At 65.0% G+C, this 12222-nt stretch carries 12 protein-coding genes; 8 read left to right on the top strand and 4 right to left on the bottom strand.

What is annotated here, in order from left to right; all coding sequences use genetic code 11:
* Positions 1 to 5: 5 nt before the first annotated feature.
* Positions 6 to 1139 (bottom strand): AI-2E family transporter, encoded by a 1134-nt coding sequence (locus AB7008_RS28615; RefSeq protein ID WP_441259882.1) that lies wholly within the window; start codon positions 1137 to 1139, stop codon positions 6 to 8.
* Positions 1140 to 1277: 138 nt separating this feature from the next.
* Between AB7008_RS28615 and AB7008_RS28610 the strand changes: the two genes are divergently transcribed.
* Together AB7008_RS28610 and AB7008_RS28605 are read left to right on the top strand one after the other, a co-directional pair.
* A complete protein-coding gene (locus AB7008_RS28610) occupies positions 1278 to 1994 on the top strand; it encodes a hypothetical protein (protein ID WP_441259881.1) in 717 nt (238 codons plus the stop codon).
* A gap of 90 nt (positions 1995 to 2084) precedes the next feature.
* On the top strand, positions 2085 to 2858 hold the full coding sequence (locus AB7008_RS28605) for a gamma-glutamyl-gamma-aminobutyrate hydrolase family protein (RefSeq protein ID WP_028155911.1): 774 nt from the start codon (positions 2085 to 2087) through the stop codon (positions 2856 to 2858).
* Positions 2859 to 2908: 50 nt separating this feature from the next.
* Here the strand turns inward: AB7008_RS28605 and AB7008_RS28600 are convergent, their stop codons facing one another.
* Positions 2909 to 3886, bottom strand: coding sequence for a GlxA family transcriptional regulator (locus AB7008_RS28600; protein ID WP_441259880.1), 978 nt, complete (start codon positions 3884 to 3886; stop codon positions 2909 to 2911).
* A gap of 151 nt (positions 3887 to 4037) precedes the next feature.
* Between AB7008_RS28600 and AB7008_RS28595 the strand changes: the two genes are divergently transcribed.
* The 4 genes from AB7008_RS28595 (at position 4038) to AB7008_RS28580 (ending at position 7843) form a co-directional block, all read left to right on the top strand.
* On the top strand, positions 4038 to 4295 hold the full coding sequence (locus AB7008_RS28595) for a tautomerase family protein (protein WP_441259879.1): 258 nt from the start codon (positions 4038 to 4040) through the stop codon (positions 4293 to 4295).
* A 171-nt stretch (positions 4296 to 4466) separates the two neighbouring features.
* Positions 4467 to 5870, top strand: coding sequence for an NfeD family protein (locus AB7008_RS28590; RefSeq protein WP_248878125.1), 1404 nt, complete (start codon positions 4467 to 4469; stop codon positions 5868 to 5870).
* Positions 5867 to 6628, top strand: coding sequence for a slipin family protein (locus tag AB7008_RS28585; protein ID WP_248878123.1), 762 nt, complete (start codon positions 5867 to 5869; stop codon positions 6626 to 6628). Before AB7008_RS28590 ends, AB7008_RS28585 begins: the two co-directional genes overlap by 4 nt.
* Positions 6629 to 6709: 81 nt before the next feature.
* Positions 6710 to 7843: an asparaginase gene (locus tag AB7008_RS28580; RefSeq protein WP_441259878.1), complete on the top strand. Its 1134-nt coding sequence runs from the start codon at positions 6710 to 6712 to the stop codon at positions 7841 to 7843.
* A gap of 113 nt (positions 7844 to 7956) precedes the next feature.
* On the opposite strand, the gene glnA is transcribed toward AB7008_RS28580, so the two are convergent.
* Complete coding sequence (gene glnA / locus AB7008_RS28575) at positions 7957 to 9366, bottom strand: type I glutamate--ammonia ligase (RefSeq protein WP_014494828.1); 1410 nt, start codon at positions 9364 to 9366, stop codon at positions 7957 to 7959.
* Between the two features lie 152 nt (positions 9367 to 9518).
* Positions 9519 to 9857, bottom strand: a complete 339-nt coding sequence (locus tag AB7008_RS28570) for a P-II family nitrogen regulator (RefSeq protein WP_007603495.1) — start codon at positions 9855 to 9857, stop codon at positions 9519 to 9521.
* A 383-nt stretch (positions 9858 to 10240) separates the two neighbouring features.
* On the opposite strand from AB7008_RS28570, the gene AB7008_RS28565 reads away from it, so the two are divergent.
* A complete protein-coding gene (locus tag AB7008_RS28565) occupies positions 10241 to 11740 on the top strand; it encodes a bifunctional ADP-dependent NAD(P)H-hydrate dehydratase/NAD(P)H-hydrate epimerase (RefSeq protein WP_028155917.1) in 1500 nt (499 codons plus the stop codon).
* A complete protein-coding gene (locus AB7008_RS28560) occupies positions 11740 to 12174 on the top strand; it encodes a GNAT family N-acetyltransferase (protein ID WP_041959536.1) in 435 nt (144 codons plus the stop codon). Before AB7008_RS28565 ends, AB7008_RS28560 begins: the two co-directional genes overlap by 1 nt.
* Positions 12175 to 12222 lie beyond the last annotated feature (48 nt).

Here is a 12222-nt window from a genome sequence, read left to right as displayed (position 1 = left end):
CCGGATCATGCTGCCATGGGCGACGCCTCATACGTCTTGAAATGGTCGATCATGACCTTGGCGATGGCGACCAGTGGCAGCGCCAGCGCCAGGCCCCAGATGCCGAACACGACGCCGAGCACGATCTGGAACGCGAATAGCGTGGCCGGCGGGATGTCCAATGCCTGCCGCTGCAGGATCGGCGTCAGCACATAGCTCTCCATCGCGTGCACGCCCATGAAGAGGAGGAAGGCCGACAGCGCCGGAATCCAGCCCGAGGCGAGGCTCGCGAGCACCACGACGACGCCGGCAATGATGGCGCCGACGGTCGGAATGAAGGCGAGCAGGCCCGCCTGAATCCCCAGGATGAACGAGCCGGGGATGCCGATGATGGCAAGCCCGATCCAGGTCACCACGCCGACCGCAATCATCACGACGATCTGCGCGATCAGCCAGCGTTCCAGCGTCTCGCTGATGCGGTCGATGATCAGGGTGACGCGGGTGCGATGCCTCGCCGGCGCCAGGAACAACAGGCCGTCGTGATAGACCCCGGGCTGGGCGGCGAAGGACAGCCCCAGGAACAGCACGATGAAGATGTTCCCGACGCCGTGAATGGTGCCGAGCAGCAGCTTGAAGGTCTGGCTCACGATCGCGCCACCGCTGGAGGCCAGCGCGCCGGCGCCGGGCAAGGAACCGCGCGGGGGCGCTGCTGGTGAGGACAGCGAGTCCGATGGCGTATTGGCCGAGGCGTCAGACGCCGCGTTGCCGAGATCGAAGAAGCTGGTGTCGATCCCGTGGTTGTCCAGGAAGGTCTTCACGTTGCCGATCTGCGACTTGATGGTCTTGCTCAGCAGCGAGGCCTGCTCGGCAATGGTGGCGCCACCGAGATAGGCGACGCCTGCGAGCAGCAACGCAAGCACGACGCAGACGATCGCGAGCCGGACCGGATGCGGCAGGTGCACGCGGCGGCCGAGCGCGTTGGTCAGTGCGTTGAGGGCGACGCCCAGCAACATGCCGGTGAAGATCAGCAGCAGGGTGGTCGCAAAATACCAGGTGAAGACCAGCATCGCCGTGAACAGTACGACGCCGATGCCGCCGACCGAAATTGCCCAAGCCAGATCGGTGCGGGTCGTGGGGCGTTGGTCTGCGCGGATGGTCACATCATGTCCTTTTCGGCGGCTGCGGGCGGGGCACTGTTTCGGCAAACGCGCTTTCGATCAAGACCGCGTCAACGCGCTGGTTTGACGCTGTCGCGCGAACGGTGCAGAGCGATGAGGAGAAAACAGGTGGGGGGGCGCTTGAGTTTCATCAGCAAGTGGGCCGGTCTGCTCGGGCTTCTGGCCGTGATCGTGATCGGCGACCAGATCCGGATCAACCGGCCGGGCCACAAATACCGCCTCACGGTCGAGGTGACGACGCCTGACGGGATCAAGACGGGGTCCGGCGTACTCGCCGTCGTGCCCGACCGCAACTATAACCGGGGCGGCCGCACCACGATGCGCGGGGAGGCCGTGTTCGTCGATCTCGGCCAAGACGGCGGCAAAGGCAAGAACCTGGTGGCATTGCTGGCGCATCAGCAGGGCGGCAAGCTCGACCTCGATGACATCAACTATGTCGCGCTCCGTGCCTATGGCGCCGCGCGCGGCAACCGCGTCTCGTTCAACGATATCAGCCGGCAGGCCGGCATTGTCCCGGTGCAGGGGGAGCTGATCCCACTGCTTGTGAGCTTTGGCGATCCCAAGGACCCCAAGACCGCGCGCCTTGTCGCCGCCGACCATGCGGATACGGTCCTGGGCGACGGCTACGCCATCGGCGGCCTCACCGCCGAGGTGGTGCCCAATGGGGTTTGGCCGATCGATTTCGGCGGTGTGCTCGGGGAGCCCGTGACGCGCGGAATTGAGGCGAAATTGCCCTGGACGGGCGCGCCCGGTGAGGCGGCGGCGACTGCGCTGAAGGCGGCCGGCCTGCCCCTCGTGGGGACAACTGACGCCCAGGAGGCATTTGCGCGAAAATAGCATTGCCGTCCCGCGATCCCTTCTGTTGAATTTGTTCCATCCCAAGGGCATGTTTGGAGAATCTTCTTACGCGGGAGGTCGGAAGGGGAGATGAGAAAGCCGGTCGTCGGCGTGATCGGGAACGCCCATCGCGTCGAAAATCGATTTCAGGTCCAGATGGTCGGCGAGCGCAATTTGCGCGCCGTGGCCGAGGTCTCGGGTGGCTTGCCGATGATGTTTGCGGGAGCACCAGACATCACCGATATCGGCGCGCTGCTCGACGTGGTCGACGGGATCGTGCTCACCGGCGCCCGCGCCAACGTCCATCCGACCCGCTTCAATGTCGACCCGTGCGAGCGGCACGAGCCCTACGACATCCACCGCGACGAGGTCGCGCTGGCGCTGTCGGTCGCCTGCGTGTCCCGCGGCATTCCGCTGTTCGGCATCTGCCGGGGCCTGCAGGAGATGAACGTCGCCTTCGGCGGCTCGCTGCATCCGGAGATCCGCGAAATCCCCGGCCGCATGAACCACCGCATGCCCCGGCTCGAGAACGGCGAGATTCATCCCGATCCGACCGTGGTGTTCGCCGACCGTCATGACGTCGACCTCACGCCCGGAGGCGCCTTCGCGCAGCTGCTCGGCTGCGAGAAGATCAGGGTCAATTCACTGCACGGCCAGGGCATTCTCGACCCCGGCAAACGGGTGCTGATCGAGGGCATCGCCGAGGACGGCACCATCGAGGCGATCCGCATCGCGGAAGCCCCGACCTTCGCGCTCGGCGTGCAATGGCACGCCGAATACGACCCGCAGCGCAATCCGATCAATCGCAAGCTGTTCGAGGCGTTTGGCGAGGCGATGGTCGTACGCCAGCGTGCGACGGCGTAACAAAGGGCTCGCTCGCAGCTCTCCACTGAACGACGTCTTGGTCTTGCAGCTTACGCCGTCTGCACCATCCGTCTTGCGCGATAGGCCTGCGGTGACATCAAGGTGAGCTTGCGGAAGGCCTTGCGAAAGCTGCTCTCGTCCTCGTAGCCGGCCGTGCGCGCGATGGTCTTGATCGGCTGCGCCGTCGTCTCCAGCAGCGTGCGCGCGTGCTCGACGCGGCGGCGCATGATGAAGGCCTGCGGCGGCTCGCGCGTGAGCTCCTGGAACTTTCGGTTCAGCGTGCGCTCGCTGAGGCCGAGCGCATCGGCGAGGCGCTTGACCGTCATCGGGCTCTTGCCGGTGCGGCGAACCAGGAGGTCGGCCTGGGTCAGCAGCGGGTCCTGCGACAGCAAATAGCCGACGGGCATGAAGATCGATTGGGTGCGTTGCGCGGTGTCGATGACGACGTAGTCCGCACAGAGCTTTGCAATCGCCTTGCCGTCGACCATCTCGATCAGCCTGAGCAGGAGGTCGACCCACGACATCGGTCCGGCCGCGCAGACGATGCGGTCCGCGACGGTGATGACGGCGTCGGCAGCGAGGTCGATGGTGGGGTGGCGCTGCCGCAACTCGCCTTGCAGCCACCAGGTGATGGTGGCGCGGCGGTGGTCGAGCAGGCCGCTGCCTGCAAGCAGGAACACGCCGCTGCAGAACGCGCCGATCAGCCGGCCGCTCGCATGCTGCTGCCGCAGCCAGGCGCCGGCGCGGGCATATTGCGGTTGCAGGCGTTCCGCCGTGACGTGATCGACGAGGTTGCCGGGGACGAGGATCGCGTCGAAGCGCCCGCGTTTGCCGACCGCGCCATCGACGGCGACCATCTGGCCGCCGCCGGCACGCACCGGCTTGCCGTCGAGCGAAAGCACCTCCGAGGCGAAGCGCGTTTTCGCACCGCTCTGCTGCATCACGTGATTGGCGAGCGACAGGATGTCGGCGACCCCGGCGATCGCCGAATGCATGCAGCCTTCCAGCGCCAGAATTGCGAGCTTCATGAGACCTCCGGGACAGGCGCGGCGATCCTAGCCGATCGGCGCGGGGCTGCGTGGCGGAAATTGCCCGATCTCTGTCTCATCCGCCACTGCCTTGCCGGCGCCGTCAGGTCCAGTCTCGTGCCGTCGTCACCCGACATGATTGGAGAGAGACATGCCTTACGTCACCATTTCCACCGTCCGCGGCATCCTGGATGCCGGGCAAAAGAAGACCCTGCTCGAACGCGTCACCGATCTCCTGGTCGAGGTCGAAGGGCAGGGCAACCCGGATTTCCGCCGCAACGTCTGGGTCAGGATCGAGGAGCAGGAGCCGGCGCACTGGTCGCTCGGCGGCATGCAGCCGACGCCTGAGATCATCGTCGGCATGTTCGGCGCGATCGGCGCGGATGGCGTGCGGGTCCCGCGGCCGTAGCAGTGCAGCGTGCGCGGGCGGACCAGCCAAAGGAAGGGTCCGCCACCGCCCTCTCTTCAATCGATCTGCCTGGCGATTTCCATTGCATCGCACAATCACGACCATGGCCCGCACGCGGCCGCATTGAGGTTCGCAAGACGCGCACCATATGCTCTGCAAGGGAGCCCTGCCGTGCAGACCATGAAGGCGGCCCTCGTTGCGGCGATTGGCGTCGTGGCTTTGATCTGCTGCCTCCTTCCCAGTTCAGCGGAGGAGAACGGCCGTCTTGCATTGGTCGTTTCGATCGACGGAGCCATCGGCCCTGCGTCGGCCAGCTACGTCAAGGAGGCTTTGGCCAAGGCAAGCGAACGGCGCGCCGAGGTCGTGCTTCTGAGACTGAACACGCCCGGCGGTCTCAATTCCAGCATGCGCGAAATCATCGCCGATGTGCTGGCCTCGCCGATCCCTGTCGTCGGTTACGTCGCGCCCTCCGGCGCCCACGCGGCGAGCGCGGGGACCTATATCCTCTATGCGACCCACATCGCGGTGATGGCGCCGGGCACCAATATTGGCGCCGCGACGCCGGTGCAGATCGGCGGGCCGCTGCCGGGACTTCCGAGCGGACCAGCGGACAAGGGCGGCAAGGATAAGAAGGACGGTGACCAGCAGGGCGAGTCCAAGGATCAGCCCAAGGATGCCATGACGGCCAAGGCGACCAATGATGCGGTTGCCTTCATCCGCAGCCTTGCGGAGCTGCGCAACCGCAATGCGGACTGGGGAGAGAAGGCGGTCCGTGAGGCAGCCACGCTCTCTGCCAACGCCGCGCTGGAGGCTCATGCCATCGATCTCGTCGCGCGCGATCAGGCTGAATTGCTGCGGCAGCTCGACGGTCGCGTGGTCGAGGTTGCAGGCGGCAAGACGCAGCGCCTGGTGACGAAGGATGCCGTCGTTGAAGCCATCGATCCCGGATCGATATCCCGCTTCCTGGCGGTCATCACCGATCCGAACGTGGCGTTCATTCTCCTGATGGTCGGCATCTACGGCTTGATCTTCGAGTTCATGTCTCCCGGTGCCGTCGCGCCCGGAGTCGTCGGCGCGATCTGCCTGCTGATCGGCCTCTATGCGCTCAATCTGCTGCCGATCAATTATGCCGGCCTCGCCCTGATGCTGGTTGGACTCGTGCTTCTCACCATCGAAGCCTTCAACCCGACCGTGGTGATCGGGCTCGGAGGGATCATCGCTTTCGTGCTGGGAGCGCTGATGCTTTTCAGGGGCGAGGCGCCGGGCTACCACCTGTCGTGGTGGGTGATCGGCATCACTGCGGCAGTGTTCGCCGGCTTTGCGCTCGTCGTGCTCGGTTCGCTTCGGCGCGTCGGCAGGGCGCCTGCACTGGTCGGCGCGCAGGCCATGCGAGGCTTGCCCGCCGAGGTTCTCGACTGGAATGGGAACGAAGGTCATGTCTTCGCCCACGGTGAGCGCTGGCAGGCGCGCGGCGCCGAAACGTTCAAGCCCGGAGAGACGGCCGAAGTCGCCAACGTCGTCGACCTGACGCTGCTGATACGGCGCGCACCAACAGGCGAGGGAGGACCATCATGATGCTGGAATATCTGACCTATGCGGCGCTCGCGTTGCTTGTCATCATGTTCCTGTCCCAGGCTATTCGAATCCTGCGCGAATACGAGCGTGGCGTTATCTTCACGCTCGGCCGCTTTACCGGCGTGAAGGGCCCGGGCCTCATCATCCTCATTCCGATCGTGCAGCAACTCGTGAAGGTGGACCTGCGGGTGATGGTCCAGGTGGTGCCGCCGCAGGACGTGATTTCGCGGGACAACGTCTCCGTCAAGGTCAACGCCGTTCTGTACTTCCGCATCGTCGACCCCGAACGGGCCATCATCAAGGTCGGCGATTACATGGCCGCCACCAGCCAGCTCGCCCAGACCACGTTGCGCTCGGTGCTCGGCAAGCACGAGCTCGACGAGATGCTGGCCGAGCGCGACAGGTTGAACGCAGACATCCAGGAGATCCTCGACAAGCAGACCGACGTCTGGGGCATCAAGGTCACCGGCATCGAGATCAAGGACGTCGATCTCAATGAAACCATGGTGCGCGCGATTGCCAAACAGGCCGAGGCGGAGCGCTTGCGGCGGGCCAAGGTGATCAATGCGACGGGCGAGCAGCAGGCTGCCGAAAAGCTTGTCGAGGCCGGCCGGATTCTCGCACAGGAGCCTCAGGCGATGCAGTTACGTTATTTCGCGGCTTTGCACGACATCGCGGGCGAACGGTCGTCGACCGTCGTCTTTCCACTGCCGACGGGCCTGCTCGACCATTTTTTGCCGCGGCGCGACACCCCGTAGCCATAAGCGGCAGGATGACCCATCTTCGGCCCAAATGGAGGTGTGGAATATCGCTCCCAACTTAAACGGGAGGACAATTCGATGACGAAGCATGCCGCCAGACCAGCAAGCCGCCGCCGAAATCGGACATTGATGCTCACCGTCCCGGTGGTCGCCCTCGCACTTTGGTCGTGGGGGATCGATGCAGCGCGGGCCGCAGAGCCCAAGGACGCGACGGCGGCCGGCCTGCCGCGCATTCTCGTGCTTGCGACGGGAGGCACCATCGCCGGCCAGGCCGACGCGCGCGCGACCGGCGCGTACAAATCCGGCCAGATCACCGGCGAGCAGCTGATGGCGTCGGTGCCGGGCCTCGACAAGCTGGCGAAGCTGAACGCCGAGCAGATTTCGTCGATCGGATCCCAGGACATGAACGACAAGGTCTGGTTTGCCCTGGCCCGCCGAATCCAGGATGCCTTCGACAAGAATGAAGCCGATGGAATCCTCATCACGCACGGCACGGATACGCTTGAGGAGACCGCGTTCTTTCTCGACAATGTCGTGCGCGGTGACAAGCCGGTGGTGATCGTCGGGTCGATGCGCCCGGCCACGGCGGTGAGTGCGGACGGCCCCGGCAATCTGTACGAAGCGGTGCAGGTGGCGGCCGATCCGCGCTCTCGCGGCCGCGGTGTGATGGCCGTGCTGAACGACAAGATCCAGAGCGCCCGCTCGATCACCAAGACCAACACCACAAGCATCGAGACTTTCAGCTCCCCCAATGACGGCCCGATCGGCTATGTCGACACCGCCGGCGGCATCCGTTTCATGACCCAGGCCGCCGGCTTCAAGCGCACGACCTATCCGCTTCCGGCAGGCGAGCAACTGCCGCGCGTCGAGATCGTCTATTCGCATGCCAACATGGACGCCGTTCCGATCGAGGACGCCATTTCCCACGGCGCCAAGGGCATCGTGCTGGCCGGCGTCGGCGACGGCAACACGTCGAAGCAGGCCCTCGATGCGCTCGAAGCGGCAGCGAAGAAGGGCATCATCGTCGTCCGCTCGACGCGGGTTCGATCCGGCTTCGTCACCCGGAATGTCGAGGTTGACGACGACAAGAACGGGTTCGTCGTGTCCGAGGACCTCAATCCGCAGAAGGCCCGTGTTCTCACTCAATTGCTCATCGCGGGCGGCGTGACGGCTCCGGCCGAGCTCCAGCGCGCCTTCACGGCCACGTGGTGATTGGGCAGGTCGCATCCTGCAGGGTGGGGTAGCCGTAACCCAGCCTGCGCTCCCAAAACGAAAAGGCGCTCCTCGCGGAGCGCCTTTTGCTTGTCGCAGAGAGTTCGGGCCGCTTAGCCCGAATAGTACATGTCGAACTCGACCGGGTGCGGGGTCATTTCGAAGCGCTCGACTTCGGTCATCTTCAGCTCGATGTAAGCGTCGATGAAGTCGTCGTCGAACACGCCGCCGTTCTTGAGGAAGCCGCGGTCCTTGTCGAGGTTTTCCAGCGCCTCGCGCAAGCTACCGCACACCGTCGGGATCTGCTTCAGCTCTTCCTTCGGCAGGTCGTAGAGGTCCTTGTCCATCGCCGGACCCGGATCGATCTTGTTCTTGATGCCGTCGAGGCCGGCCATCAGCATCGCGGCGAAGCCGAGATAGGGATTGGCAAGCGGATCGGGGAAGCGCACCTCGACACGCTTGGCCTTCGGCGAAGCGGTGTAGGGGATGCGGCATGAGGCCGAGCGGTTGCGCGCTGAGTAGGCCAGCAGCACCGGGGCCTCATAGCCCGGGACCAGACGCTTGTAGGAGTTGGTCGACGGGTTGGTGAAGGCGTTGATCGCCTTGGCGTGCTTGATGATGCCGCCGATGTAGTGGAGGCAGGTCTCCGACAGGTCGGCATACTTGTTGCCGGCAAACACCGGCTTGCCGTCCTTCCAGATCGACTGGTGCACGTGCATGCCCGAGCCGTTGTCGCCGTAGACCGGCTTCGGCATGAAGGTGGCGGTCTTGCCGTAGATGTGCGCGACCTGATGGATGCAGTACTTGTAGATCTGCAGGTGGTCGGCCATCAGCGTCAGCGTGTCGAACTTCATGCCCAGCTCGTGCTGGGCGGAAGCGACCTCGTGGTGATGCTTCTCGACCTTGACGCCCATCTTGGCCATGGCGCCGAGCATTTCGGAGCGCATGTCCTGCACGGAGTCCTGCGGCGGGACGGGGAAGTAGCCGGCCTTGGTGCGGATGCGGTGGCCGAGATTGCCGCCCTCATATTCGGTGTCGGTGTTGGTCGGCAGCTCCGAGGAGTCGAGCCGGAAACCGGTGTTGTAGGGGCTGGACGAGAAGCGCACGTCGTCGAAGACGAAGAACTCGGCTTCGGGGCCGACGAACACGCTGTCGCCCACGCCCATCGACTTCACCATGGCTTCCGCCTTCTTGGCGATGCCGCGGGGGTCGCGGTTATAGGGCTCGCCGGTGGTCGGCTCGAGCACGTCGCAGGTGATGACCATGGTGGTTTCGGCGAAGAACGGGTCGATCGTCGCGGTCACCGGATCCGGCATCAGGCACATGTCGGACTCGTTGATCGCCTTCCAGCCGGCGATCGAGGAGCCGTCGAACATCGTCCCTTCGGCGAAAATGTCCTCATCGATCATGCTGACGTCGAACGTCACGTGCTGCCACTTGCCGCGCGGATCGGTGAAGCGCAGGTCGACGTATTTGACGTCGTTGTCCTTGATCGATTTCAGGACGTCTTTGGCGGTCTTCATGCATACCCCTTTTGGCTCTGCGGGTCGGTTTCCAGGTGAGCAGGATTGTTCTCGCTTTTGGCGAGTTCGCGCGCGACCGCACAAACGAAATCAGGCCGCCGAAGCAGCCTTTTTCTTGTCGGAGTGTCGCAAAATGCGGGATAGCACCCGGCTCAGATAGCGTCCAGCCCGGATTCGCCGGTCCGGATGCGGATCGCCTCTTCGATGTTGGAGACGAAAATCTTGCCGTCGCCGATGCGCCCGGTCTGCGCGGCGCGGCGGATCGCGTCGATGGCGCGCTCGACCAGATCGTCGCCGATCACGATCTCGATCTTCACCTTGGGCAGGAAGTCGACGATGTATTCTGCGCCGCGGTAAAGCTCGGCGTGACCCTTCTGCCGGCCAAAGCCCTTGGCTTCGGTCACCGTGATGCCTTGAAGGCCGACTTCCTGAAGCGCTTCCTTCACCTCGTCGAGCTTGAATGGCTTGATGATGGCTTCGATTTTTTTCACTGCGCGCCTCCCGGCCTTTCGATCAAATAGCAACGTCTTCGTCAGGATGCGCTTTTCTTAACGCACGATCTTGTCTTCGCTATGCCGGGGTACCTGACCAGCCCGGCAACAACGGCCGGCCACACCCTGATAGATTGCCAGTGAGCACGACGAACCGAAGCGGCTTCCTCGAAAGCAGGGTCTATGCCAAGTTGCAAATGCCCTGATTATTGGAGCGTTATCAGCCTTTTAACGCGCATCTCTGATAGGTGGCGCCGACTAGCTCAAAATACCGCAGACTACGAAATAGGCAATCGGTTCAATATCTGTGCAAATCGTTGTTCTGCGGGGTGGGTCGATACGGAACGTGCCTGTTGAAAAGGCGTTTGGACCAGGGAAGTGGCATGGAAGTTCTGACCAACGCTGAAATGCAACGTGCCGACCAGCTCAGTATTGCGGCAGGCACGCCCGGCTTCAAGCTGATGCTCAGCGCGGGACAGGCGGTCGCGGAGGCCGCCAATGCGCTGGTGGAGGAGGGGCCGATCCTGATCGTGGCCGGTCCCGGCAACAATGGCGGCGACGGTTTTGTCGCAGCCGCCGAGCTCGCCGCGCAAGGGCGCGACGTCTCGGTGATCCTGATGTGCGAGCGCGACCAGCTCCAGGGTGACGCGGCCTCCGCGGCGCGCGGCTGGAAGCACCCGGTGCTGCCGTTCAATCCGCAGGCGATCGGAAAGCCCGCGCTGATCATCGATGCGCTGTTCGGCGCGGGCCTCAGTCGCCCGGTCGACGGCGAGGCGCATGCGATGATCGACGCGATCAACGCCAACGGCGCCCCGGTGCTCGCGGTCGACCTGCCGAGCGGCATCAACGGCACCAGCGCAGCCGTGATGGGCGCGGCGGTGAACGCCACCGAGACCGTCACCTTCTTCCGCAAGAAGCCGGCGCATTTGCTGCTGCCCGGCCGGATGCATTGCGGCCACGTGCGCGTCGCCGATATCGGCATCGACGCGCAGGTGCTGGACGAGATCGCGCCGCGGACCTTCGAGAACGATCCTGATTTCTGGGGCACCGCCTTTCCGGTGCCGCGCATCGACGGCCATAAATACGCGCGGGGCCACGTTCTGGCGGTCTCGGGCGATGCCGCCGCGACCGGCGCGGCGCGGCTCGCGGCCCGTGGCGCTTTGCGGGCCGGAGCGGGCCTCGTGACGCTGGCGACCCCGCGCGATGCGCTTGCGATCAATGCCAGCGCGCTGACCGCGGTGATGGTTCGCGCCTGCGACACCGCGATCGAGTTCGGCGCGTTGCTCGGCGACAAGCGCTACAACACCTGCCTGATCGGCCCCGGCGCGGGCGTCGGCGATCGCACCTGCGATCTGGTCCACACCGCGCTTCACGCGCAGCGGCATCTGGTGCTGGACGCGGATGCGCTGACGAGCTTTGCCGCAAACCCCGAACGGCTGTTTGAATCGATCAAGTCCTCTCAAGACAATGCGGTGGTGCTGACGCCGCACGAGGGTGAGTTTCCGCGCCTGTTCTCCGACCTCAGCAACAAATATCCGGGCCGCTCGAAGCTGGAGCGCGTGCGCGCCGCCGCCGAGCGCTGTGGTGCGGTCGTGCTGCTGAAGGGGCCGGACACGACGATCGCCGCCCCCGACGGCCGCGCCACCATCGCCGCCAACGCGCCGCCCTGGCTCGCCACGGCGGGCGCCGGCGACGTGCTCGCCGGCATCATCGCAGGGCTCCTGGCGCAAGGCGTGCCGGCGTTCGAAGCTGCCAGCATCGGCGTCTGGATGCATGGCGAGGCGGGAAGCGAGGCGGGGCCCGGCCTGATCGCGGAGGACCTGACCGAGACGCTGCCGGCCGTGCACCGGCGAATCTATGATGCGCTCGGGGTGGAGTACTAGTGCTCAGGCAGCTCGCGCTCACCGACATGGGCGCGGCCGCGCAGGTCCATCGGATTGCGTTCGACCAGGCGATGCCGTGGCTGCTTGGACTGCACACGCCGGCGGAGGACCGTTGGTTCTACCGGGAGCGCGTCTTTCCGACATGCCGGGTCTGGGGTCGCTTCAACGATGACGAACTGACCGGGATCATCGCTTTCCGAGACGGCTGGATCGAACAGCTCTACCTGCTTCCCGCGGCCCAGGGCCGCGGCGTCGGCACCGAGCTGCTCGACGTCGCGAAAGCTGCCTACGATCGGCTGGAGCTCTGGACCTTCCAGCGCAACACGCCGGCGCGACGCTTCTACGAGGCACGCGGGTTCACGCTGGTCGAGCAGACCGACGGGGCGCGGAACGAGGAGAGGGAGCCGGACGCCCGCTACGTCTGGACGCGCTGACGCCGACGGGTCGGGTAGGACGGGTTTCGCTGCGCTCTACCCATCCCA

This window comes from Bradyrhizobium sp. 521_C7_N1_3 (genome assembly GCF_052075975.1).
Lineage (GTDB): Bacteria > Pseudomonadota > Alphaproteobacteria > Rhizobiales > Xanthobacteraceae > Bradyrhizobium > Bradyrhizobium japonicum.
The sequence above is the reverse complement of the archived record's forward strand: the minus strand, read 5'-3'. Positions and strand labels throughout refer to the sequence as shown.